25 protein-coding genes are annotated in these 22454 nt (G+C 63.1%); 5 read left to right on the top strand and 20 right to left on the bottom strand.

Translation table 11 applies throughout. From position 1 onward, the window contains the following. Positions 1-5: 5 nt before the first annotated feature. The 5 genes from ACM6JM_RS06225 to ACM6JM_RS06205 all read left to right on the top strand — a co-directional run bounded on the left by ACM6JM_RS06225 (position 6) and on the right by ACM6JM_RS06205 (position 5017). Positions 6-2240 carry an Ig-like domain-containing protein gene (locus ACM6JM_RS06225; RefSeq protein WP_414881471.1) on the top strand — a complete coding sequence of 745 codons (2235 nt, stop codon included), beginning with the start codon at positions 6-8 and terminating at the stop codon, positions 2238-2240. A 99-nt stretch (positions 2241-2339) separates the two neighbouring features. Further along, entirely contained in the window at positions 2340-2804 is a 465-nt protein-coding gene (locus tag ACM6JM_RS06220; protein ID WP_007956150.1) for a curlin, read from the top strand. Positions 2805-2830: 26 nt separating this feature from the next. Further along, entirely contained in the window at positions 2831-4282 is a 1452-nt protein-coding gene (locus tag ACM6JM_RS06215) for a curlin (protein WP_414881470.1), read from the top strand. A 269-nt stretch (positions 4283-4551) separates the two neighbouring features. Continuing rightward, positions 4552-4758 (top strand): antitoxin, encoded by a 207-nt coding sequence (locus ACM6JM_RS06210; protein ID WP_246883796.1) that lies wholly within the window; start codon positions 4552-4554, stop codon positions 4756-4758. Beyond that, positions 4748-5017, top strand: a complete 270-nt coding sequence (locus ACM6JM_RS06205; RefSeq protein WP_179695643.1) for a type II toxin-antitoxin system RelE/ParE family toxin — start codon at positions 4748-4750, stop codon at positions 5015-5017. The genes ACM6JM_RS06210 and ACM6JM_RS06205 overlap by 11 nt, the downstream gene beginning before the upstream one ends. Positions 5018-5224: 207 nt before the next feature. Here ACM6JM_RS06205 and ACM6JM_RS06200 read toward each other — a convergent pair whose 3' ends face one another. From ACM6JM_RS06200 to ACM6JM_RS06105, 20 genes are all read right to left on the bottom strand, one after another. Further along, on the bottom strand, positions 5225-5452 hold the full coding sequence (locus tag ACM6JM_RS06200; protein WP_127797545.1) for an antitoxin: 228 nt from the start codon (positions 5450-5452) through the stop codon (positions 5225-5227). Positions 5453-5524: 72 nt separating this feature from the next. Continuing rightward, on the bottom strand, positions 5525-5905 hold the full coding sequence (locus tag ACM6JM_RS06195; RefSeq protein WP_414881469.1) for a DUF6124 family protein: 381 nt from the start codon (positions 5903-5905) through the stop codon (positions 5525-5527). A gap of 853 nt (positions 5906-6758) precedes the next feature. Then, entirely contained in the window at positions 6759-7619 is an 861-nt protein-coding gene (locus ACM6JM_RS06190; RefSeq protein WP_064378912.1) for a CsgG/HfaB family protein, read from the bottom strand. Between the two features lie 29 nt (positions 7620-7648). Then, positions 7649-8080 (bottom strand): curli assembly protein CsgF, encoded by a 432-nt coding sequence (locus ACM6JM_RS06185; RefSeq protein WP_007956141.1) that lies wholly within the window; start codon positions 8078-8080, stop codon positions 7649-7651. Then, positions 8077-8469: a curli production assembly/transport protein CsgE gene (gene csgE / locus ACM6JM_RS06180; protein WP_039769043.1), complete on the bottom strand. Its 393-nt coding sequence runs from the start codon at positions 8467-8469 to the stop codon at positions 8077-8079. The genes ACM6JM_RS06185 and csgE overlap by 4 nt, the downstream gene beginning before the upstream one ends. Continuing rightward, complete coding sequence (locus ACM6JM_RS06175; protein ID WP_414881468.1) at positions 8466-9017, bottom strand: type II secretion system protein; 552 nt, start codon at positions 9015-9017, stop codon at positions 8466-8468. Before ACM6JM_RS06175 ends, csgE begins: the two co-directional genes overlap by 4 nt. Next, complete coding sequence (locus tag ACM6JM_RS06170; RefSeq protein ID WP_011333435.1) at positions 8992-9366, bottom strand: type II secretion system protein; 375 nt, start codon at positions 9364-9366, stop codon at positions 8992-8994. The genes ACM6JM_RS06175 and ACM6JM_RS06170 overlap by 26 nt, the downstream gene beginning before the upstream one ends. Positions 9367-9371: 5 nt before the next feature. Continuing rightward, positions 9372-9845 (bottom strand): type II secretion system protein, encoded by a 474-nt coding sequence (locus ACM6JM_RS06165; RefSeq protein WP_039769040.1) that lies wholly within the window; start codon positions 9843-9845, stop codon positions 9372-9374. Positions 9846-9847: 2 nt separating this feature from the next. After that, entirely contained in the window at positions 9848-11695 is a 1848-nt protein-coding gene (locus ACM6JM_RS06160; RefSeq protein WP_414881467.1) for a secretin N-terminal domain-containing protein, read from the bottom strand. After that, positions 11692-12210 (bottom strand): hypothetical protein, encoded by a 519-nt coding sequence (locus tag ACM6JM_RS06155; RefSeq protein WP_414881466.1) that lies wholly within the window; start codon positions 12208-12210, stop codon positions 11692-11694. The genes ACM6JM_RS06160 and ACM6JM_RS06155 overlap by 4 nt, the downstream gene beginning before the upstream one ends. Then, positions 12210-12758, bottom strand: a complete 549-nt coding sequence (locus ACM6JM_RS06150) for a GspMb/PilO family protein (RefSeq protein ID WP_039769037.1) — start codon at positions 12756-12758, stop codon at positions 12210-12212. Before ACM6JM_RS06150 ends, ACM6JM_RS06155 begins: the two co-directional genes overlap by 1 nt. Then, positions 12745-13290, bottom strand: a complete 546-nt coding sequence (locus tag ACM6JM_RS06145) for a PilN domain-containing protein (protein WP_007956129.1) — start codon at positions 13288-13290, stop codon at positions 12745-12747. Before ACM6JM_RS06145 ends, ACM6JM_RS06150 begins: the two co-directional genes overlap by 14 nt. A gap of 1 nt (position 13291) precedes the next feature. Further along, positions 13292-14095, bottom strand: coding sequence for a hypothetical protein (locus ACM6JM_RS06140; protein WP_134334404.1), 804 nt, complete (start codon positions 14093-14095; stop codon positions 13292-13294). After that, entirely contained in the window at positions 14076-15797 is a 1722-nt protein-coding gene (locus tag ACM6JM_RS06135; protein WP_039769035.1) for a GspE/PulE family protein, read from the bottom strand. Before ACM6JM_RS06135 ends, ACM6JM_RS06140 begins: the two co-directional genes overlap by 20 nt. 83 nt (positions 15798-15880) lie before the next feature. Continuing rightward, positions 15881-16414 carry a response regulator gene (locus tag ACM6JM_RS06130; protein ID WP_039769033.1) on the bottom strand — a complete coding sequence of 178 codons (534 nt, stop codon included), beginning with the start codon at positions 16412-16414 and terminating at the stop codon, positions 15881-15883. Positions 16415-16650: 236 nt separating this feature from the next. Beyond that, positions 16651-17604: a peptidylprolyl isomerase gene (locus ACM6JM_RS06125; RefSeq protein WP_414881465.1), complete on the bottom strand. Its 954-nt coding sequence runs from the start codon at positions 17602-17604 to the stop codon at positions 16651-16653. A gap of 15 nt (positions 17605-17619) precedes the next feature. Further along, positions 17620-19170 carry an ABC transporter substrate-binding protein gene (locus tag ACM6JM_RS06120; RefSeq protein ID WP_414881464.1) on the bottom strand — a complete coding sequence of 517 codons (1551 nt, stop codon included), beginning with the start codon at positions 19168-19170 and terminating at the stop codon, positions 17620-17622. Between the two features lie 9 nt (positions 19171-19179). Further along, positions 19180-19818: an SCO family protein gene (locus ACM6JM_RS06115; protein ID WP_414881463.1), complete on the bottom strand. Its 639-nt coding sequence runs from the start codon at positions 19816-19818 to the stop codon at positions 19180-19182. Next, complete coding sequence (locus ACM6JM_RS06110; protein WP_039769028.1) at positions 19815-20465, bottom strand: SCO family protein; 651 nt, start codon at positions 20463-20465, stop codon at positions 19815-19817. Before ACM6JM_RS06110 ends, ACM6JM_RS06115 begins: the two co-directional genes overlap by 4 nt. A 13-nt stretch (positions 20466-20478) precedes the next feature. Continuing rightward, positions 20479-22401: a cytochrome D1 domain-containing protein gene (locus ACM6JM_RS06105; RefSeq protein WP_414881462.1), complete on the bottom strand. Its 1923-nt coding sequence runs from the start codon at positions 22399-22401 to the stop codon at positions 20479-20481. Positions 22402-22454 lie beyond the last annotated feature (53 nt).

Here is a 22454-nt window from a genome sequence, read left to right as displayed (position 1 = left end):
GCATCATGAACAAGTGGCCACGCTTCGCGCTCAACGCGCTCGGGCTGACAATCTCGCTGACCGGCAGTGCGTTCGCGCAACTGGCCGCCGTCGATCCCGGCCCCTACACCTTCGCCACCGGGAAATTCCCGATGTGGTACCAGGACAACAATCAGCTGTCGATGGAGCTCTGCCAGTCGCGCGCCGCCAGTTCGCGGGTGCCGGTCAGCACCCCGCCGGCGTACATGTGCACCCTGCTGCCGGAACCGGGCGTGTTCGATGACAGCCTGCCGATGGTGTTCCCCGACAACTGGCCGCCAGAGGCGTTCTGGTTCCTGGCTGAAACCGCCATCCCGAACAACGGCGCCGGTTTCGGCGTGGATGCCTACGTGGCGGGGATTGAAGCGGCGTTCGCCTCGGGGAATCCGGTGGATGGCGATCAGCAAAGCTTCGCGCGGATCCGCATTCGGGTGAACGTCCCGGTGGCCGGCACCTACACCATCACCCACCCGTACGGCGTTGAAACCGTCAACGTCACCACCCCTGGCCGGCGGGCGATCAACATCACCAAAGACATCGGCATCGGTGCGCCGGGCAACTTCAGTGGCGCGCTCAACGGTGCCATCGGACCGTTCCTGCGCAGCATCAACGGCCCGTACACCGAAGTGAACCCGGACACCGGCGGCATCGAAACTTTCGTCGGCGACCCGAACCTCACCGAAGCGGTGACCGGCAGCCCGTTCAACACCAACTTCCTGCGGATCGACGGTCCGTCGGGTGTTGGCTCGATTCAGACCAACCTGTTCACCGTCGCCGGCAAGGTCCTCGACAATCGTCAGCAAACCCACGTCGCCGTCGACCGCGCCACCTATCGCCGTACCTCGGCCGGTGTGCGCGCCGAAGTGTTCGCCAATGCCGACAGCAGCTCGACCCTGTGCTTCCGCGAAACCCTGGCCTTACTGCCCGGCCCACCGCCGACGCCGTGCCAGACCAGCCTGCTGGGTGACAACAACGGACTGTTCTTCGGCCAGCGTCTGGGTACCGGCACCCTGCCGTCGGTGGTAGTCGTGACCGCGACCAACCCGGCCGGCACTACCCGGCCGACTGCCGTCTCGGCCAAGCTCACCGACGTGGTGAAAATCCAGACCGCCCGCTACAGCTGGGCCAACCACAGCCTGCTGATCGAAGCCACTTCGACCGATGAAGTCGCGGTGCCGGACATGGTTGCGCAGGGCTACGGACGCCTGTCGAAAACCGGCACGCTGCAAAAAATCACCGTGGCCGACCTGACCCAGCCTCCGGCCACCGTCACGGTCAAATCCGCCGCCGGCGGCAGCGATACCGAGCCGGTGGTGGTGGTCGGCAGCGCACCGGACACCGGTGAGAACCAGGCGCCACTCTCCGTCGCCGACAGCGGCAGCACCAGCTTCGGTGTGCCGATCACGCTCAGCCTGTTGACCAACGACAGCGACCCCGACGGCAATGTGCCGCTGAGCATCACTGCCCTCACTCAACCGGCGGCCGGCCAAGGCACCGTAGCCCTGAACGGCACCACGTCGGTGGTCTACACCCCGCCAGCCGTGGTCAATACTCCGCTGACCACCACCTTCACCTACAAGGCCCAGGACAACAAAGGCCTGGCCTCGGTGAACCCGGCCACGGTAACGATCAGCGTCGCGCCTAACCGGCCACCGACCGCCGTTGCCGACAGTGTCGCCACCCTCGGTGTCGCGATCCCGATCAACGTCCTGGCCAACGACACCGATCCGGAAGGCAACACGCCGCTGGGCGTCGCCAGCCTGACCCAACCGCCGGCAGGACGCGGCACGGTCAGCACCGACGGCACGGTGATCACCTACACCCCACCGGCCACCGTGACCACGGCCTTCACCACGACCTTCACCTACATCGCCCGGGACAGCTTCGGCGCCCAGTCGACGCCGGCGACCGTCACGGTGCAAGTGTCGCCACGGCCAGCGGCGGAAACCTTCACGGTCACCACCTCGACCGTGCAGGCCCGTTCCGGCGGCCGCTTCAACTGGGACTTCGCCGGCACCTCGTCGGTGACCACCGGCAACACCATCACCGTGCAGGTCACCACCCCGACCGGGCTGGTAACGCTGGGCACCACCACGGTACCGGTGACCGGACGCTGGCGGCTGACGCTGAACAACACGCTGGTCGTGCCATCAGCCAACCCGACCGCCACCATCCGCTCGTCCCAGGGCACCGTTCGCACCATCTCGGTGAACACGCTCTGAACCCACGCCCCACCCAACCCACACCGCTTGGCGCGGGATGGGTGGGGCTGCCTCAGCCACGATTCCGGATTTGAGCAACACACAACACAGGACAACGCCATGAACACGCCGACCGCCGCCCTGCTTTGCCTGCTCGCCCTGTGCGTCAGTGCGGGCGTGCGCGCCGACGACCTGATGGAAAACGATGACCTGGCGCCCAACAGCGCCGATCTCGGCGAACTGCCGCCCCCCGTGGGCCAGCAAGCCCTGATCGACCAGAACGGCCAGGTCAACCTCGCCCTGCTCTCGCAGAACGGTCAGTCGCTGCTGGGCAAGATCGTGCAGTCGGGCAGCAATCAGGAGGCGTACATCCTGCAACAAGGCAGCGACCTGATGGCCCTGATCACGCAAAACGGCTCCGGCAACGCCGCGTCCATCACACAAACCGGCAGCCACAACCGCGCGCAGATTTCGCAAAACGGCAACAACAACGACGCCAGCATCGAGCAGGCCGGCACGGGGCTGCAAAGCGCCGTGACCCAGTCGGGCAACGGCATGAGCGTTTCGGTCAAGCAATATCGCTAAGCACTGCAATCATCGGAGAGTTCATCATGTTCAAACTGACGCCCCTCACCGCCGCCATCCTGGTCATGATCAGTGCCCAGGCCATGGCCGACGACAGCCTTTCCACCCAGAGCCAGTTCGGTACGGCCAACATCGCTGATGTGAAGCAGACCCAGGCCCCGTTCAGCACCGCGACCCAGACCCAACTGGGCCAGGGTAACAACGCCGCCGCCGTGCAGGACACCGCCACCAGCGTCATTACCCAGGACGCGGTCGGCGACTACAACGCCGGTTACGCCGAACAGCTTTTCGAAGACAACAGCACCATCACCCAACAACAGACCGGTGCCTTCAACACCGCCCACGCCAGCCAGTCCCTCGGTTTCGGCGCCGGCAACCAGGCCCTGCAACAACAGCAAGGCACCGGCAACTTCTCGTTCGTCTACCAGGACTCGCAGAACGGCAGCGAAGGCAAGACCTTCCAGTTCGGCGACAGCAACGAAGCCAACATCGAGCAACTTTACGAAGGCGCCGGCAACAGCTCGGTGATCACCCAGTACGGCACCGCCAACTACGGCACCGCCGAACAAGTGCTGCACAACGGCGGCCAGATCGGCATCAACCAGGCCGGCGAAGGCAACTACGCCTACGGCGACCAGCGCAACGGCACCGGCGGCAACATCACCATCAACCAGTTCGGCAACCTCAACGGCACCGAAATCTGGCAAGACTCGCAACTGGCCAGCCAGGCCACCGTCAACCAGTACGGCGACAGCAACGAAACCGTGGTCGACCAAAGCTTCGGCGAAAACAACACCGCCGCCGTCACTCAGATCGGCAACACCAACGCCATCTATGCCGACCAGTTCGAATCGGTCAACTCGACCCTGGCGCTCTATCAGGTCGGCAACGGCAACGTGCACTTCACCTACCAGAACGGCGACAGCCACACCCTCAACGCCACCTCGGTGGGTAACGACAACAAGGTCTACGCCAGCAACTGGAAAGGCCCGCAACATGGCGGCCAGTTCGGCAGCAGCCAGCGCGCCACCGTCACCCAGGCCGGCAACGGCAACATCGCCAGCTTCAAACAGGACGGCATCGGCCAGATCATGACCACCCACCAGACCGGCACCGGCAACAAGACCACGGTCAGCCAGGCTGATTCCTACAACGAGCTGTACTTCGATCAGAACGGCAGCGACAACATCCTCATCGCCGACCAGCGCGGCACCACCAACCTGGTTCAGGGCTCGTCGAACGGCTCGGGCAACAGCGCCGAATTCGACCAGTCCGGCACCGGCAACCAGGCCTACACCGCGCAGCTGTATGGCAGCGACAACATGATCACCGTGAAACAGGCGGACACCATGAACGTGGCGTATGTAACCCAGGGCGGCACCGGGAACATTGCCAATGTGGATCAGAGCGGGATGACGCAGACCGCGACCATTCAGCAGTTTGGGTCGGCTAACCAGGCTACGGTTTTGCAGCAGTAAGGGTTGGGTGTTGGAAAACCGCGACCTGTTGAGGGTCGCGGTTTTTTTGCGCTGACGCTTGAGTGGCGTCCTACGGAAAACGGAACGTTTTCAGAAATTCGAGGAGTTTTCTGACGAATTCTGGCGGTTGGCCGTCGGAAGTGCAGGCTCTAGGATTTGCCGGGACAACTTGATCCCCATGGAGCTTGGCCTACATGCAATTCATCCAGACAGCGACGACAGCGATACCGTTACCGAATAGACTTCCAGGCACCCAACCCGGAGGTTCCATGATTGACCCGTCTTTGATCGACCCACTGTGCCCGGTTGTTTCGGATCTTGGTCCTGAGGAGCAGGCTGCGAGTTATGACCGTTGGTTGATCGCCAAAATACAAGCTTCCATGGATGACCCACGTCCGAGCATTCCTAATGATCAGGTGATGGCCGAAATGCATGCCCTGATGGAAGCAAAGCGTAAAAAATACGATGCAGGTTGAGTGGCAACCCGAAGCTCGGGCTGAACTCCTGCACATTCTTGACTACATCAGTGACCGTAATTTCAAAGCGGCTAACAAGCTCTCAAACGCTATCGAAGCCGCCACGGTTACCCTTACCAAACATCCACACCTCTATCGAGTGGGGCGAACTCCCGGCACTCGCGAGATGGTCGTACATCCCAACTACCTGCTCATTTACCAAGCGGTGGGCCGGATAAATATTCTGGGCGTTGTGCACGCACGTCAGGAATATCCGTGATGTGGCGCTCGGCCACAGAATGAATGACTCCACTGAAGCAAAAAATGCGCTCCCTTTTGGGGGCGTTTTTTTCGCTGGTACTTGAGTCGTTGATCGTTCCCACGTCGAACCGACTCGGGAAATGCCTCAAGGGACGCACCGCGTTCCAGCTCGCGAATTTGACGCGGAGCGTCAGGGGCTGCATTCCCACGCAGAGCGTTGGAACGATCAATCTGGTGCTGCGGTGCAGTCCTTGTTCGACGCCTCAAGTGCCTCGTACCTGCGTTGAGCCTCTTCCATCAATACCTGTATTTCAGCCATCACTTGCTCATGCGGAATACTTGGACGCGGGTCATCGATTGACGCTTGGACTTCGGCACGGAACCACCGGTCGTAGCTGGCGGCCTGCTCTTCGCTTTCGAAGTCTGAAACGATTGTGGAGATCAGGGGATCCATGGTGACTCCGGTTTGAATGTGAAAAACGCGACCCATTGCTGGGTCGCGTTTTTTTATTGGGGATGTGCTGGATCAGTCCTTCAGCTCGACGTGATCCAAGGCCTGATTTACGGCCAGTTCACCCAACATGAGAATCTGCGCGATGCCCAGGGCGGTCTTGCGGTGGGCGGGGTCGAGGGTGGCGGCGAAGTTGTTGAGCATTTCGCTGGCCGAGCCCAGGGATTCGCTGGCGTTGGCGAGCAGGGATTCGGTGTTGTAGGCCGGGTTGGCGAGGTACATCGGGGCGGGTTCGTTGACGCTGCCCATGATGTGGGCGCCGGGGCAGAGGTAATGATCGAGGGCGCGTTCGGCGGCTTCGTGGAGTTTTCTGGAGTGGGCGGAGGTGTATGGGGAGGTTGGGTCGGTCTCGGGGTTGGCTTGGGTTTCGGGTGGGTTGGGTGTTGGTTTCTTCATGATTTTTTACCCTGTATGACGGTTATAGCTGGCCCTATTCGGTTTCCAAGCGAATAGGTGGCAGCTGTACGCAGGCTGGAAACCCGGGACAGAGCAACCCGGCAGACACGAGGTCTCCTACGCACAGCCGCCATAACAAAGTGCACACCATGAGGGTGCGCAGGATACGTTATGAATGGCGCTTGTGCGCTCTGTTGTTACGCGGGTTTCCATGCCCGATCACTGAATTGGCAGCGACCGAAACAGGCTAGAGCCCGCGCTTCCGACGGACAACCTGAAAACCTTGTGGGAAGGATCGCTGAAACAGACACAACTTTTAAACATTCGAGAATGGAACGCGGAGCGTCCCGGGCTGCATTCCCACGCGGAGCGTGGGAACGATCAAAGCAAAAGCAGTCCGCTTTCTGCTTTCTGCTTTCTGCTTTCTGCTTTCTGCTTTCTGCTTTCCGCTTTCCGCTTTCCGCTTTCCGCTTTCCGCTTTCCGCTTTCCGCTTCTCACCACTCAACACGATGAGCGTTAGCTCGAGTAAAGCTTTTGACGTGCCGGCCCCTTCGGAAGGCTGAGTGGAGGGATTTATCCGGGGGTGGGAGCGCAGCGACCGTTTGGCGAAGCCAAACACATCGAGAGGAGGTGCAGCGAAGCAAACCGGAGGCGATGCCCCCGGATGAATCCCGGAGCGAAGGAACCCCGAGCCCCAGCGAGGGGCCGAACGCCGGGGCCAAGCCTTTTGCTTACTTTTTGGCGTTTGAAAAAGTGAGCCGCTGTAAGAGCGGAACCGCCAGCGGCAACACCCGAAGAAACGGATATTCACCCAACCCAACAAGAACCTGGTCGGCCCGAAGGCCGCCACGTTCACTCGGCATCCGGATCAATCTTGTTCTGAGTCAGGTACCGATTCAAAACATCATCCTGCGAAGGCGTAGAAGCATCCCCCGCCACCTGCCACAACCGCCGCTCAATCCCCTGCGCCACCATATGCCCCACCGCCGCCTCAATCGCCGAAAGCACACACAACTGCGCCGGCTCATTGGTCGTATACCCGACCTCAGCCTCAAGCAACTTCTTGAACTCGATAAACTTGAAAATCCCCGCACTGCGCGCCACCGAATAAATCGTCTTGCTGGTCATCACATTCGCCAGCACCTGCCCACTACGCACATCCACCGCACGCAAATTCACCGTCACCTGATCCACCCGATACTCACGGGACAGATCAATCCCCAGATACCGCGCCCCTTCCCCACCGCTGCGCACGTTGGTGTCGTAAGCGATGATCCCGCCCTCGAGCATCATGTTCGCCGCCTGCAACGGTGGCAGCTCACCCTGAATGTTCACCGGCGTATTCGGCTTCTTCTGCGACGCGCGAATGATCTTGCGTTCAGTCAGCAGGTTCTGCAGCCCTTCACGCTCAAGCACCACAAACCAGCCGCTGGCCTGCATGGCGTCCATCAACATCGACGCCGCGCCCTGGGTGACGCTGGTGGAAAAGGAGCTGGCCGGCGTCGGTTTGTACTGCCCGGTCTGGTCACGGAAGCCGTACACCACCGCCATCAGCCGGCCCTTGGGTCGCGGCATTTTCAGCAAGTCGTAGTAGGTCGAGGCCCTGGGGGTCAGGGTCGGGGTATCGGTGTCCTGCTCGGCCGGCATCGGCTCGCGCAGACTGCACCCTTGTAATGCTGCCAACATCAGCCCTAGCGCAATTATTTTTTTCATGTCCATCGCTCCCCGGAACCGTCATCCCGTCATGGGTTGAGGCCGTTCACCTGAATTTCGGAAACTTCGCCGCTCGCCCGGTCGGTCACTTCAATCGTCAGTGCCCCCGAGTCATCAACGACGTTGACGATAAAAGCGTCGGTGGACAGGCTCCCCGTGTTGCCGGTGGAGATGTTGTCCAGCAGTTGCCCCAGCAACCGCGACTGCAATTGACTGGTGAAGCGCTCGAGTGCCGAAGTGCCGGCCACCGTCGAACGCTTCTTGAGATCCGGATCGTCGTGGTCGTTTTGCGCCTGGGCGTTGTTGAGCAGCCAGGTGCCGTTGAGCGGGTTGCCGCCGAACGACGGGTTGACCGGCGTGTAGACCAGTTCGGTGGCCTGGACGGCAGCGGCGCTGGCAAGCCCGATCAACAACCCCGAGATCCAGAATCCGCTGCGCCGTGAGAACGTTGTCGTGTTCATAGTTCGTCCTTCTCAAGGTCGGTGGTGTCCTGCAACAAGGCTTCCAGCTTGCGCCGGACGACCTCCAGTCGAACCGAGTCGGCGGCCTCGTAGGCCTCGTCCTTCAGTTCCACGGTGTTCGGCGGCAGGAAGCGCCGATACACCAGGCGTTGTTGATACTCGACGGTCACCAGGCTGCCCCAGCGTGCGTCGGGGCGCTCGCGCACCACCAAGTTGAAATCCATGCGGCTGGTGTCGCGCAAGCGCTCGCTGAACGAGTAGTAAAAGTCGTGGCCGATGTGCGAGATCGTGTCGTCGACGATGAAGCCCATCATTTCGTCTTCCTCGCTGGCGCTGGCGAAAGACGCCACGGCCGCGAGGATCAACGCGCACCACACGTGGCGGCTCATGGTTGCAACGCCTGCGGCAGGGCCGACTGGCCTTTGACCGGGGCCCCGTTGCCAGAGCCGGTGCCGTCGAGGAAGGCTTTCTCGGCCACAAACTGCCAGTCCGAATAACGCTGCATGCCTTCGAAATCCGACCACTGCGACGGGAAGTCCGCCTGCTTCAACGGCACCTCGGTGGAGGCACTGTTGATGCCGGTGATGCGTCCGTCGAAACCCCGTTGCAGTACCCATTCGCCGCCGCCGATCGGGTCCGGATAGAGCTGGCGCAGATGGTGGCGGGCTTCCGGAAAACGTTCGTCCTGCAGCAGGTCGGCCAGTTCTTTCGGGTACTGCGCCAGGCCCGGCGAACTGCGGTAGTAGCTGCGCAGCGCCTGGGCGTACTGGGTGCCGACCCACAGCAGTTGTTTCTCGCGATCGCGGCGCGACGCGGTCGACCACAACTCGCCGGCACTGGCCAGGCCCATGCCCATGATCACGATCAGGAACAGCACGCCCAGGTAGGTGAACCCACCCTGCTCCACGTGCTTACCACTCGGAATACTGGCTGCCATCACGCGCCCTCCCGGTAGCTCCGCTCTTGATGTCGGCGACGCCGCCCGCCACACCGTCCGGCGGTGCGATCAGCACCCATTGGTCATTGCGTTCGGTGATCGGGTCCAGCGGCGCGTTGCGCAGGTAACGCATCTCCACCAGTTGCTCGATGGAATCGGGATAGCGCCCGGTGTCGCCGTAGTAGTGATCCAGCGCCTCGCGCATGGCCGACAGGCTCTGGTGCAACGTGGTCTCTTTGGAGGCCTCGAGGCTGTTGAAGTAGCGCGGCAAGGCGATGGTCATCAGGGTCGCGATGATCGCCATCACCACCATCAGCTCGAGCAAGGTAAACCCCTTTTCCCGGCGCATGAGAATCACCACTCGCGGTAAGCGATGCCGTTGAGGCCATGGCCCCGGGCGAGGGAGTAGACGTCGAACACGTCTTCGCCATCGCGCGGGTTCTGGGCCGAACTGTTGTAGGCCCGCAGGCCCCAACCGCCGTTGTCGTCACGTTTGGCCGGCACCAGCGGATCCCGCGGTATCCGGCGCAGAAAGTAAAACTTCGCCCCCTTGGCACTGCGCACGTCGCGCACGCCTTCGACCAGCACTTTCAGGTTCGGCGGGTAGCCGCTGCTGTTCAGGGATTTCTCGATGTAGCCGGCATCGAAGGCACGCTTGTAGGCGTCGATGCCATCGCGAATCTGATACAGCGCGGTGCGCAGTTCCTGCTCCTTGCCACGCCGTACCAGGGTCTCGGTCAGCGGCGCGGCCATGCCGGCCAGCAGGCCGATCAGGGCCAGCGTCACCACGACTTCAATCAAGGTAAAACCGCGCTGGGAGGCGTTCATGATCAAGGCTTCTCGACGGTTACACGGGTGGTGGCCACGGCCGCTTCACCGACTGCACGAGGCTGCGCGGCAGGCGTCGGCATCGAGTAATTCTGCGAACGGTCCGGCGCCTGGATGTGCATGCTGGTTTCGGTGCCGGTGGGGAATTCCATGTCCGACGGGCTTTGGTACGGCAGGTTGCGCACGATCCGTGGGGTGATCGAGAGCACCAGTTCCGATTTGCCGATGGTGTCCTTGTTGCTGCCGAACAGCCGGCCCAGACCGGGGATGTCGCCGAGGCCCGGAATCTTGTTGCCGGTGGCGCCGTGGTCGTTGCGCATCAGGCCGGCAAGGATCTGGGTTTCGCCGTCATGCAGACGCAGCGAAGTCTGGGCGTTGCGGGTGTCGACCTGCACCGGAATCGTCCCCTGGCGGGTCGGTTCCAGCGGCGTGGCGTTACTCACTTCCAGAGCGATCTTGATCGCCACTTCGTTGTTCAGGTGCACGGTCGGTTGCACTTCGAGCTTCAGACCGACGTCGAGGTAGGTGACGCTTTCGGTGATCACCGGGCCCTGAGTCGACGGCACCGACGTGGCGCTGATGATCGGCACCCGCTGACCGATGTGGATGCGCGCCTGTTCGCGGTTGCTGACGCGGATCACCGGGCTGGCCAGGGTGTTGATGTCGTTGTCCTGGGCATTGATCTTGGCTTGCGGCGAAGGCGCGATTGAGATGCGGCTGGAGTTGATGCCTTTGAGCTGATCAAGAATGCTCACCGCCGAACCGTCGCTGTTGACCACACCGAAGGTGTTCGGCCATTGCAGACCGAGGTCGAGAATGCGCTGGGTGGCGACTTCCATCACTTCCACTTCCAGCACCACTTCGGGGTTGGACTGGTCTTGCGATTGCAGGAGTTTTTCGGCCATGCGCACGGCGTCTTCGGTGTCGCGCATGGTCAGGGTGTTCAGGCGTTCGTCGACGAACACGTCACGGGTCTTGAGCATGGTCTTGATCATGTTCAGCGCGGTGTTGGCGTCGATGCTGGTCAGGTAGAAGGTGCGCATCACCAGTTCTTGGTAATCCTTCAGCTTCTGCGGCGAGTCCGGAAAGATCAGCAAGGTGTTTTCGTTCACCACTTTCTGGTGCAGCTGGTTCTGTTGCAGCAGCAGTTGCACGGCGTCTTCGATGCGCACGTCACGCACGAAGATCGTGGCTTTCATGTCGGGGCGCAGGTCCTTGTCGAAGATGAAATTGAGGCCGGCGACCTGCGACAGCACTTCGAAAATGGTCTTGAGGTTGGCGTCGCGAAACTCCAGGGTCACCGGGCGATCAAGCCGGGTGCGCAGTTGCGGGTACTGGATGACGTTGCGGCTCTGCACCAGACGGATGTTGCCTTGCAGCTCCAGCGCGCCGTCGTTTTTCGGGTCGAGTTCGAGGATCTGTTTGACTTGGCGGTCGGCGCCGTAGATGTCGCCCCGGCGCAGGTCGCCACGGGCCAGCTCAAGTTTCTCGTCCATGCTGCGCAGGTAGTCGAGCTGGCGCAGGGCATCCTGGGCGCGGCGGTTGTTCGGCTCGATGGTCAGCACCCGGCTGTAGGCGGTGCGGGCCGAGGCGAAATCGCGGCGGGCGCGGTCGGTGTCGCCGGAGGTCAGCAGCGCGGTGATGGCTTTGGCCCGGCCGCTGTTGAGCAGCAGGTGCAGCTCGGTGTCGCGCGGATTTTCCCGCAAGCCTTCCTCGATCCGGGCCAGGCCCGCCTCGTACTGGCCCTGCTCGATCAGGTCGGAAGCCTCCTGGTTGGCGACCTGCGCGGAACTGCACGCGGCCAGCCCGGCACACAGGCCGAGGCTCATCAGCAAACGGGATCTGTTCATTGCGTACTCCCCACAGACAAGGTCTGCGACAAATGCAAAGGCAGGTAGACCAGGCTCAGTTCCACATCGGAAATCGCCGCAATCTTCCAGGTGTCGTCGATCACATCCCCGCTGCGCACGACGTAGATTTTCTCGCCGTCCTGCAAGAACACCTGCAGGTCGCTGCGGTCATGCAGCCTGCCGACGAACTGAAACGGCACCGGTGGCAGGCTCGGGGCTTGCACCACCGGGGTCGGGTTGATCGCTTGTTCGGTGACCGTCGCCAGGGTCGGCGCGGCCTTCCAGGATTTGCTCGCAAACAGGTCGCCGGCCGGGCTCAGGTCCTTGATCGGCGCCGCATTCGCCTTGGCGCTGCTGGCGGGCAAGGCGCCACGGGCGCTGGCTTTGGCCGGGCTGGCCACGGCGACTTCGGTCGAATCCGCTTCGTCGCTCGGCAAGAAATATTCCGGCAACCAGGCCAGCGCCGCCGCCACGCCGAAGAACACCACCCAGCCGGTTATGCGTTTGCTGTCCATCACGACCTCGACAGGTAGAGGGTCATACGGATCCGGCCGCTGAGGTCGGTGTCGGCAATCTTCTTGCGTTGAAACTCGACGTCTTCCACCACCACCGCCGGCAACTGGCCGAGCAAGGCGTGCAGGAAACGGCGCAGCTGCGGATAGCTGCCGCGCACCGGCAACAGGATCTGGTAGCGCGCCAGATGGGTCTTGGGATCGACGCCGAGAGCGTATTCGCCGCGCGCCAAAGTGATGTGTTCCTGCGCGGCCAGGGCGTAGATGCGGTCGATGGCGACAGTGGCTTGCGGCTGGGCCGGCAGCTTGTTGCGAAAATCATCCAGCTGACGTTGCGGCACCACCGGCGGCGCGATGCTGCCGTCCTCGACCTTGGCCAGGTATTCGGTGGCTTCCCGGGTTTGCTGGCTGAGCTGTTGCAGCGATTGCCAGCCCGGCAGCAAACCGCCGAGTGCCCAGGCAACCGTGACCAGCAGCAGCGCCAGACCGGCCAGTCCCGGAACGCCGAGGCCTTGCAGGTATTCGTGAACGATCAGTCTAGGGATTCGCATCGCCTATCTCCCAGGTCGCCGACAGGTTGAATTGCACCGGTTGCTCCGGCGATTTGACGACGATTTCGTGGCTCAGCAGCGACACGTCGGACAGCTCGTCACTGGCCTCCAGCCGTTTGTGGAAATCCAGCATCGCTTGCAGATCCCGTGCTTCGGCGCTGATCCGCACCTGGCCCTTGCGCGCATCCGGGGTCAGGGTCAGCAAGGCAATGTCGTCGCGCGGCATGGCTTCGAGCATGGCGAACAGGCGTTCCCAGGGGCGGCGCAGTTGCTGCGAGACCTTGCGCATTTCAGCAAGGTTCTGCGCCTGCTCGCGGGTTTCCGCCGGGCTCAGCGTTGTCTTGCTGCCGCTGTCGCCGGTGAGCTGGCGCTGGGTGTGTTGCAAGTGACCCTGCTGTTGTTCGGCCTGATCGCCGAGGTGCTGCTGCACGCCGAAGCACACCAGCGCGAGCAATACACCGCCGCCGAGCAGGCTCCAGCCCAACGGGCCGGAACGCGGACGAGGCTGGAAGTCGAGGTTCAAGGCGCGCATGTCAGGCCACCGCCCGGGACATGACGTACAAGGCGTCACGCACGGTCATCGAGTTGTCTTCGAGGGTGCGCAGGTGCACCCCCGCCACCTCCGGTTGCGCATCGAGCCGCGCCGGAGCGTGCAGATAAACGTTGAAGGCGCGTTCGCTGGTGGAGGCTTGCAGTTGCCGTTCGCGACCGATCAGCGCGCTGAGTGCCGCGTCGCTGTCGCTGCCGCCCACCGAACGCACCGACGACCAGCGCCCTTCCCTTGCCAGCAGCAACACGCTGCGTTGCGGCTCGGCGACGATGAACAGGAAGTCACCGGCGTCGAGGCTTTTGTCGAAACGGTTGAACGCGGTCATCAGGTACGGCTGCACCGAGCGCAGGCGCAGACCGCGACCCGTGACCAGCGTGCGCAGGCGTTCCAGCAAATCCTGCGGCAAGGCACTGGCGATGCGGTCATACCCTGCCGGCTCAGCCGACAGCACCAGGCTCCACGGTTGGGTCGGTGCGCCGAACAGGTCTTCGAAGCACAGTTGGGCGAAGCCGCGCAGTTCGTCAGGGCTGCTGATCTGCTCGCTCCACGGCACCAGGCAGAAACGGCTGAAGTGGCCGGAGATGACCACGCTCAGCTCGGCGCCGGCACGGGTGTGTTCGCCGAGCAGACGGTCGAGGGTGTCCAGCGCCACCGCGTAGCTCTGGAAGCCTTCGTCGATGTAGCCGACGCTGCCCAGCCACAGGGTGTCGCTGCCCCGGCGCTGGCCGAGGCCGACACCGCTGGCGCCGAGCACGGCGATAAATTGATCACGCGATAAAAGTGACACGATTGATCTCCTCCAGCGTGGTCCGACCGTGCTCCACCAGCTCCAGCGCCGATTCGCGCAAGAGGCGCAAACCACGGGCGCAGGCCAGGGCTTTGATCTGAGTGATGGGTTGGCGCTCGACGATCATCTGGCGCAGTTCGTCGTCCAGGTGCAGCAGCTCGGCAATCGCCGTGCGGCCGCGATAGCCGCTGCCCCGGCAGTGACCGCAGCCCTTGCCGTGGACGAAGTGGTAGTGATCGACTTTCTGTGGGTCGAGGCCCGAAGCGCGCAGCTCTTCATCGCTCGGGTTGACCGGCGTGCTGCAACTGCTGCACACCAGCCGGATCAGACGTTGGGCAAGAATCGCGTTGAGCGCCGAGACCAGGCTGTAGGGGTCGATTTCCATTTGGGTAAAACGACCGATCACGTCGAACACGTTGTTGGCGTGGATGGTGGTGAATACGAGGTGACCGGTGAGCGCCGATTGCACGGCGATCTGCGCGGTGTCCGGGTCGCGGATCTCGCCGACCATGATCTTGTCCGGGTCGTGACGCAGGATCGAGCGCAGGCCACGGGCGAAGGTCAGGCCTTTTTTCTCGTTGACCGGAATTTGCAGCACGCCCGGCAGCTGATATTCCACCGGGTCTTCGATGGTGATGATCTTGTCCACGCCGTGGTTGATCTCGGTGATCATCGCGTACAGCGTGGTGGTCTTGCCGCTGCCGGTGGGGCCGGTCACCAGCACCATGCCGTAGGGTTCGGCAGCCAGGCGGCGCAGTTGGCGCAGGGTTTCGTCTTCAAAGCCCAGCGCTTGCAGTTGCACGCCGCAGACCTTGTCGGCCAGGTCCTGTTTGTCCAGCACCCGCAGCACCGCGTCTTCGCCGAAGATGCTCGGCATGATCGACACCCGGAAGTCGATCTGCCGGCCGCTGATACCGATCTTGAAGCGACCGTCCTGAGGCACGCGTTTTTCGCCGATGTCCAGTTCGGCCATGACCTTGACCCGCGAGATCACCTGCTCGGCGAACTCGCTGCCCTGGATCTTGCCGATGTTGTTCAGCACGCCGTCGATCCGGTACTTGATCACCAGCCCCTGGCCGGTGGTGCCGAGGTGGATGTCGCTGGCGTGCATTTTCAGCGCGTCGTACAGGGTCGAGTTGACCAGTTTCACCACCACGCTCGAGTCTTCGCTGATGCTGGTCAGCGACAGGCTTTGCAGGGTGTCGGTCTCGCTGCCGGCGTCGGCCTGGGCGTTGAGCGATTCGACGGCGTGGAAGCTTTCTTCGTGGCGGGCCAGATAGGCCTTGAGGTCGTCGGCATGCACCAGGTACAGCGGCGCGCCGTGCAGGCATTCGTCGATCCAGGCCAGACGCGAGGTGTCGAAGGGGTCGGCGAACACGCCGATGACTTCGTCGTTGTGGCGCAGCAGGATGAATTCACGTTTGAGGCATTGCGCGAGGGTGACCCGGTCGAACACCGGGGTCGCCAGAAACAGCGTGTCGGTGTCGAGCACCGGGTAATGCAGGGTGGCGCCGAGGCTGGCAATGAACGGCATCGGCGCCAGTTCGCAGAGCACGGCCAGTGCATCGAGCACCCGTTCCCCGGAAGTGCTGGCCCGTGCCCGGGCCTGGGCCAGTTGCTCACTGGAAAAGCGTGGCGGGGTCTGGGCCTCCAGCGGAGGATTGACCGACAGCGGTTCGACGACAACGGACAGACGATCCATGGCTTGCTCTCCAACACCCGGGGCTTGAGGCCCTGACGGCGCGGGAGGCGAATTCGGCGAGTGCCGGAACGTCTATCGCGCCATTACTCCCCGGTGAGCATTTGATCGTCGTCCGGTGCCATGACCTCCGACCGGTTTCGTCGGCGGTCCGCCAGCACCCAACTGCCATCGTACAACTGCAACGGGAAGCTCTCGGTCCTGCTCTGGCGTCGTTCGACAAAGCCTTCGGATGGGCTCGCACCGGGTTTCGCTTCGCGCTGGATCCCCAGAAGGTCGCAGACAGCTCGGGCCAGTTCCGCCAAGGGAAACGGTTTGAACAGGATGTGACTGACTCCCAGTTGCCGCGCCCGCTCACAGACTTCAGCGGTCGGGTGACCCGTTATCAGCACGAAATGACACGTCCTGTTCTGGCGGACCGCGTCGAGCACCTCGAACCCTTCCATATCGGGCAAGCGGTAATCGAACACCAGCACGTCGGGGGCGAAAGTCTCGGCCAGGCCGATTCCCTCTGCGCCGTCATGTGCAATCCGGACTTCCAGCCCTTGCGCCGACAGATAATCCTGAAGGTTCTGTGCAAGCAGCTGTTCGTCTTCGACAACCAGTACTTTGTTAACCAAGGTGGACTCCCTGAAACCTCAAGTGCCGGCAATTGAAATTCAATGACCCGAACCTGCTGGAGTGCGCCTCACAAGAGGTAACGCACACTTCATGCCAGGCTGAATGCCGGTAATTTTTTGTCTTCATGTCCTTGAATTGAATGGAAATGCCCGCTCGTCCCGGTACCCCGTTCCCCAGAAACGGGGAAGCACCTGAATGGGCATCGAAGCCATTCCCCACTATTGGGGGGGAACCTTCAGTCGTCGTCAATTCGTTCGATCCTGTTCTCTGCCCGTAACTGCGCGAGCACCTGACGACGAGCCTGGGTCTGTTGCTGTCGGGCGAGGTACGCCCTGACTGTTTCCAGCCCTTGCTCCTCTGGGACATCGGCCGCCTCCTTGTGGTTCTCGACAAAGATCAAATGCCAGCCGAACGGTGTGCGCACCGCTTCGCTGACTTCACCAGGCTTGAGGGCAAACGCTGCCGTTTCGAAGGCCGGCACCATCTGCCCACGGGCGAAATACCCCAGGTCCCCGCCCTGGCTGGCGGTGACATCTTCCGATCCCGATTGCGCGACGCTAGCAAAGGTTTGCCCCCCTGCGATAGCGGCATGCATCTGCATCAAGCGTAGTCGTGCCGCTTCAACCGTGGCGGCATCGGCATCGCCAGCAACCTTGATCAGAATGTGCCGGGCCTGCACCTGCTCCGGCGAGCCCATTTCAGCGCGGTGTTCTGCAAAAAACGCCCGCACCGTTTGCTCGTCCGGGGCCTGGACTTGGGTCAGCTCGGCAAACATCCGCTGCGCCGCCAGCTCACGATGGGTGTACTCGGTGAACGAGGCTTCGTCGAAACCGGCGTCCTGCAAACGCTGGAGGAATTTCTCGGTGCCGCCAATGGCGGTGCGGGTCTGTTCGACCTGTTCGCGCACGGCTTGCTCATCGATCTTCACCCCGCGCTTGCGCGATTCCTGCCAGAGCAGTTCCTTGTCGATCAGCGTGTCCAGCGCGGCCTGACGCAGTTGTTTATAGGCCTTGGGGTTGCGGATGCTCGCCACGGCACGCCCCTGATCTTCCAGGTACTCGGCGAAAAAGCGTTCCAGGCGAAACTCGGAAATCGCCTCGCCGTTGACCCGGGCGGCCACCGGTTCATTGTTCGCCATTCCCACCGACAACCAGCCTGTCAGCAGCCAACACAGGGTTTTGAGCTTCATGATCAGGGCCTCCGGTCAGGGCGTGGCAAGAATCGGTTTGTAGGGAGCGACCAGATAAAAACGCTGGTCGGGCAAGTCAACGGTGACCACGTGCGCCCCGCTCAGGCCCAATCGTCGGCCGGGGCCGAAGCTCAGGCGCGGGGTCAGGCCGGTGTCGAAGTCATGCAGGCCTTCGAGCGCCGCCACCAGTTTTTCGCGGCTGGCGTCGCGGCCGGCCTGCTTCATGCCTTCGCTGAACAACAGCATCGAGGCGTAGGCGCCGACTTGCAGCACCGCATGCTGGGCGCCGAGGCCTTGATGCTCGCGCAACAGCGTCAGGGCCATGCGCCCGGCCTGGGTCCAGTCGCTGGGCACGAACGGATACGCCAGAAACACCCGCCGGGAAAAACCCTCCGGCACCTGCAACAAATCCCCCGCCACCTGGCTCGACGCAGCAAACAGGTACGGTACCTGCCCGGCATTCTGCAATCCGGCCGCCAGCCGACTGAAACCTCCGCCGCTACCGAGGTAGAACACTGAGCGCGAGCCCAGCGGCAAGCTGTCCGCCGCCGGGTCGTAGGCCTGCAGATGGACTTTTTCCCAGCCGTGTTCCTGCAGATAGCGGCCAAGGGTCTGCGCCGCCAGCACCTGGGCCGGGTCATCGGGATAGGCAATCAGCGTCGGCCCTTGCAGCACTCGCAAACTGGCGGTGGCGTAATCAGCCAGCGCTATCAGTTGCTCGCGCAGCCCCGGCAGCGGTTCGAAAATCTGCGGGCTGGCCTGCACCGGGCCGAGCAACGACAGGGCCCCGATCAGCGGCACGCCGGACTGCTCAAGGCGCGGCGCCAGTTCGCTGTCCAGCGCCGGGGCCAACGGCGCGATCAGGGCGAAAACTTGCTCTTCCTCGATCAGCCGTTGCAGGGCCTGTTCGGCGCTGGCGCGATCCGGGCCGGGATCGGCCACGGTCAGGCGCAACTGCCGGCCGTGAATGCCACCGGCCTGATTGATCCGCGCCACACTGCCGTTGAGCACCGCCGCGATGGTGGCCCCCTCCTCGGCCAGCGGCCCCTGGCTGGGCAGCAAGGTGCCCAAGTGCAAGGTCTGGTCATCGAGCCCCGGATCGCGGTCATCGGCCAGACGCTTGAGGTACGCGGTGAGGTTGCGCTGATCCTTCATCGACAGCAGGAAGCGCGGCATGCTCGGGTCGAGGCGATTGTTGCCGGGGTCGCGACCCTGCTGGATCACCCGCGCCAGACTGCTGTCGGTGTAGGCCGGGTAGTTGCGGCCGTTGATCTGTTGCTGGCCATGAATGCTGGTCAGCCGCGACCAGTTGAGTTCCGGCGGACGCACCCCTCCCTCGGGCCGGCCGAGGCCGTCGGCACCGTGGCAGTTGGCACACGGCAGGCTGGTGGCCGGCAGCAACACATCCGCCGCGCCGACCCGCGCCATGATCGGCTCGCCGCTGGCGGACAGGCCTTCGCGGTACAGGCGCTTGCCGGCGCTTTCTTCATCGGTCAGCGGCAACGCGGCCACGCCGAGGCTGACGCCAGCGAGCAGGATCAGGGCGAGGACGCGGCCGAGGTTCATGGCGCGGACTCAGCGGCCGGCCACGGGCATTGTCAGCAGCTGCAAGCGCTGGGCAATGGCGGCGGCCGGGGCGTCGGGACGGATTTTGCTCCAGCGTTTGTTGGCCACATCGCCGACGATCAACTGGGTCGAGTGCTGTTCGGGCGTCGGCACGATCTGGCCGATGCGGCCCAGCACCAGCTCCATCTGCGCCTTGTCGCCGGTGAGGAAAAGCCAGTGAGGGTCATCGGCGCCCTGCTTCAAGGTGTAAGCCTTGAGCACCGCCGGCGTGTCGCGCAGCGGATCACTGGTAAGGGAAATGAAGGTGATGCCGTCGGCCTTGTCGCCCAGCAGCTCGCGGACTTCCTTGAGCTTGCGGGTGATCAGCGGGCAGGCGTCATTGCAACTGGTGAAGATCACGTTGAGCAGCACCACGCGGTTGTGCAGCGCATCGCTGTAGAAACGCTGGACGTCGCCGTGCTGGTCGAGCAACGGGGTGTCGGTGAACCAGGTTTTCGCGTCGTGGGTGCCTTTGGCCGGTGCGGGCGCAGCGCTGGTCGTTGTCGTTGCTGGTGCCGGTGCCGGTTGCTCGTGGCCTTCGTGAGCCAGGGCCATGGCGCTGAAAATCCAGAAACACACCGTCAGGGTGATCCAGTCCAGGGTTCTCATGGTTGTTGCTCCATGGCAATCGCGGTGTGTTTGGCGTGGGTGCGCAGGCCGCTGAGTTTCTCGACTTCCCTGGCCAGCAATGCCGGGTCGGTGAAGCCGTAATAGCGCGTCCAGTGGCGACTGTTGCCGTCACCGACGAGGATCAGCGGCTGATGATTCTTGAAGTCGCCGCTGAAACTGCCGAGGCCCTTGAGGGTTGCGCTGATCGATTGCGGCGAACCGGTGAGCCAGCTCCAGCCCGGGCCTTTCTGGAAGGTGCGGGCGTAATCCTGCAGACGTTTCGGGTCGTCGCGCTGCGGGTCGATGCTGATCGACACCAGTTGCACTTCCGCGCCGACCCGGGCACCGAGCTGTTTCTGCACCTTGCCCATGATCGACGAGACCACCGGGCACACCGTCGTGCAACTGGTGTAGATGAAACTCATGACCACGATTTTGTTGTGCACCAGATCCTGCTCAAGGTGCACGGTCTTGCCGTTCTGGTCGAGCAGCGGCACGTCGGCGAACTTGACCTGGGCGTGTTCCTGGCTGTTGGCGGCCGGTGCGGTGTGGCCGGCATGCTCGTCCGCCGAGTGGGCGCTGGCCTGCTGGATACCGACGGCCAACAGGCACAGGGTCAGCAGGCCACGGGATGCAAATCGGTTCATGGTCGTTTCCTCGTCACTGAGTCTGGCCGGGCAGCGCCCGGACACTGGCAAAGGTCTTGTCGTCGAAACCGGCGCCCAGCGATGCCGCGCGCACGTGCAGGTACCAGGCGCCGCTGCGGTCGAGGGTCACCGGCGCTTCGTACACGCCGTCGGCGACTTCCCGTGCGGCCACTTCACGGGGCCGGGAAGTCGGGGCGAGGAAGTAGCGCAACTGCACGTCGGTCACGCCGCTGCGCTGGATTTTCTGTTTGCCCTGGACGATGCGAAAGCGCACCACGTACGGGTCGTTGAGGGCCACGGCGGTCTTGTCCAGCAGGAACTCGACTTTCGCCGCGCCCAGGTGTTTTTCCGGCGCGCCGTCGGACGCCACTTGCGCGGTGAAGCAATGAATGATGTTCGGCTGGTTGAGCAGGAACGCCACGTCGAAGCGCCCCGCCGCCGGCAGTTTCACCCGGGCGCTATAGAGCCCCGGCGAGACTTCGCGCAGGCTGCGGTCGATCACCAGCGCGGCGCGGGCGATTTGCCCCCGATTGGGGTAACCGGACATCGGCGCATTCATGCCTTCGGCGTAGAAATAGGTGGTGTTGTCCACCGGGTTGACCACGAACACCGCGTTGTCATCGCGCGATACCGCGAGGCTCGATGCCAGCGGCAGATCCCCGGCCAGCCGTGGCGGCTGCGGCCCGGCTTCGAAACCCTGGGTAATCGGCTGACGCCCTTCGCCGAGCGAAGACAGGTTGATCATGGTGACTTTCGGCGAGGCCAGTCCGCGCACGTAGGCATAGGCCTGGGTGAACACCACTTGATAGGGTTCGGCCGAGACTTCCAGATCATGGATCGCCGAATCGTTGGCCGCGTCGATCACCGTGGCACGATTCTCCACCGTGTTCAGCACCACGCCAAAACGGCCGTCGGCGCTGAAGCCCATCGGGCCGAGGCCCTGTTGCAGCTTGATCACCCGGCGGACGGCGCGGCTATTGCTGTCGATCACCGTGACGGTGCCGTCCTTGCCATCGGCCACGTACACCGCGCCGGACAGCGGCGAATACGCCACCGACAACGGGCTGGCACCGGTCTTGACCTGTTGCAGCAGGCTCAGGCTGGCAATGTCGATAACGCTGAGGGTGCCGTCGTCGCGGTTGCTGACGAAGGCGAAACGGCTGTCCTTGCTGAAACTGATTTCGTGGTGGCCGCGACCGGTCGCCAGGTGTTTCAGCGGTTTGAGGCTCTGGGTGTCGATCACCGTGACCCCGGACTCTTCAGCCTTGCTCGCGTTGTTGCCGACCCACAGCAGACGCTCGTCCGGTTGCAGCGCAACCCGCACCGGTTGGCTGCCGGCGGCCACCGAGTCGATGACCTTGAATTGCTCGCTGTCGATCACCGCCACTTCCCCCGCCGTCGGCATCGACACGAAGACCTTTTTGTTGTCCTTGGGCGTGACCCAGTCCATCGGCGATTGCTTGAGTTCGATCCGCGCCAAAGTGCTGGTGATACCGCCGACCGAGACTGACGGATCCACCACCGAAACGCTGGCATCGCGGTTCATCACCAGCAGGAAATAGCTGTTGAGGTCGAGCAGCGGCCGCGCGCCGATATTGGACTTGAGGAACGTGCCGACCCGCGACTTGCAGCTCTGGTCACGGCCCTGGGCCTGGTCAGCGGCAAGGACTTGCGGATCAATCCACGCCCCCGGCGCCACACCGGACAACGGCTGGCCGGACGCACCGTCGGTGACGCGAAACTGCACGTCGGCAAACTCGCCCTCACGCAGCTGGCCGTCGCTGGCCAGCGGCTTCAGATCGAAGGCGATCGACACGCCGTCGCGGGTCAGCACCTGGCCTGCGCCGGTTTGCGCCAGGGCAATCTCGCTCAGCGTGAGCAGCGCGCCGGCCATCGCCAGCAGGCAGACGCCGATGATGTTGATGATCCTGTTCATGTCGCTCTCCCCTACAAATCCTGTCCCCACCTGTGGGAGCGGGTTCACCGGTT

It is taken from the genome of Pseudomonas sp. IT-P2 (assembly GCF_949767575.1).
Lineage (GTDB): Bacteria > Pseudomonadota > Gammaproteobacteria > Pseudomonadales > Pseudomonadaceae > Aquipseudomonas > Aquipseudomonas pharyngis.
The sequence above is the reverse complement of the archived record's forward strand: the minus strand, read 5'-3'. Positions and strand labels throughout refer to the sequence as shown.

Excerpts from the sequence above, each read along its gene's own strand:
- ACM6JM_RS06105 (WP_414881462.1), bottom strand. The coding sequence starts at position 22,401 with ATGAACAGGATCATCAACATCATCGGCGTCTGCCTGCTGGCGATGGCC.
- ACM6JM_RS06170 (WP_011333435.1), bottom strand. The coding sequence starts at position 9,366 with ATGCGCCGGGAAAAGGGGTTTACCTTGCTCGAGCTGATGGTGGTGATG.
- ACM6JM_RS06115 (WP_414881463.1), bottom strand. The coding sequence starts at position 19,818 with ATGAGAACCCTGGACTGGATCACCCTGACGGTGTGTTTCTGGATTTTC.
- ACM6JM_RS06150 (WP_039769037.1), bottom strand. The coding sequence starts at position 12,758 with ATGCGAATCCCTAGACTGATCGTTCACGAATACCTGCAAGGCCTCGGC.
- ACM6JM_RS06185 (WP_007956141.1), bottom strand. The coding sequence starts at position 8,080 with ATGAACACGACAACGTTCTCACGGCGCAGCGGATTCTGGATCTCGGGG.
- ACM6JM_RS06210 (WP_246883796.1), top strand. The coding sequence starts at position 4,552 with ATGATTGACCCGTCTTTGATCGACCCACTGTGCCCGGTTGTTTCGGAT.
- ACM6JM_RS06220 (WP_007956150.1), top strand. The coding sequence starts at position 2,340 with ATGAACACGCCGACCGCCGCCCTGCTTTGCCTGCTCGCCCTGTGCGTC.
- ACM6JM_RS06160 (WP_414881467.1), bottom strand. The coding sequence starts at position 11,695 with ATGAACAGATCCCGTTTGCTGATGAGCCTCGGCCTGTGTGCCGGGCTG.
- ACM6JM_RS06125 (WP_414881465.1), bottom strand. The coding sequence starts at position 17,604 with ATGAAGCTCAAAACCCTGTGTTGGCTGCTGACAGGCTGGTTGTCGGTG.
- ACM6JM_RS06195 (WP_414881469.1), bottom strand. The coding sequence starts at position 5,905 with ATGAAGAAACCAACACCCAACCCACCCGAAACCCAAGCCAACCCCGAG.
- ACM6JM_RS06175 (WP_414881468.1), bottom strand. The coding sequence starts at position 9,017 with ATGGCAGCCAGTATTCCGAGTGGTAAGCACGTGGAGCAGGGTGGGTTC.
- ACM6JM_RS06215 (WP_414881470.1), top strand. The coding sequence starts at position 2,831 with ATGTTCAAACTGACGCCCCTCACCGCCGCCATCCTGGTCATGATCAGT.
- ACM6JM_RS06190 (WP_064378912.1), bottom strand. The coding sequence starts at position 7,619 with ATGAAAAAAATAATTGCGCTAGGGCTGATGTTGGCAGCATTACAAGGG.
- ACM6JM_RS06155 (WP_414881466.1), bottom strand. The coding sequence starts at position 12,210 with ATGGACAGCAAACGCATAACCGGCTGGGTGGTGTTCTTCGGCGTGGCG.
- ACM6JM_RS06120 (WP_414881464.1), bottom strand. The coding sequence starts at position 19,170 with ATGAACCTCGGCCGCGTCCTCGCCCTGATCCTGCTCGCTGGCGTCAGC.
- ACM6JM_RS06145 (WP_007956129.1), bottom strand. The coding sequence starts at position 13,290 with ATGCGCGCCTTGAACCTCGACTTCCAGCCTCGTCCGCGTTCCGGCCCG.
- ACM6JM_RS06165 (WP_039769040.1), bottom strand. The coding sequence starts at position 9,845 with ATGAACGCCTCCCAGCGCGGTTTTACCTTGATTGAAGTCGTGGTGACG.
- ACM6JM_RS06200 (WP_127797545.1), bottom strand. The coding sequence starts at position 5,452 with ATGGATCCCCTGATCTCCACAATCGTTTCAGACTTCGAAAGCGAAGAG.
- csgE (WP_039769043.1), bottom strand. The coding sequence starts at position 8,469 with ATGAGCCGCCACGTGTGGTGCGCGTTGATCCTCGCGGCCGTGGCGTCT.
- ACM6JM_RS06110 (WP_039769028.1), bottom strand. The coding sequence starts at position 20,465 with ATGAACCGATTTGCATCCCGTGGCCTGCTGACCCTGTGCCTGTTGGCC.
- ACM6JM_RS06205 (WP_179695643.1), top strand. The coding sequence starts at position 4,748 with ATGCAGGTTGAGTGGCAACCCGAAGCTCGGGCTGAACTCCTGCACATT.
- ACM6JM_RS06225 (WP_414881471.1), top strand. The coding sequence starts at position 6 with ATGAACAAGTGGCCACGCTTCGCGCTCAACGCGCTCGGGCTGACAATC.
- ACM6JM_RS06135 (WP_039769035.1), bottom strand. The coding sequence starts at position 15,797 with ATGGATCGTCTGTCCGTTGTCGTCGAACCGCTGTCGGTCAATCCTCCG.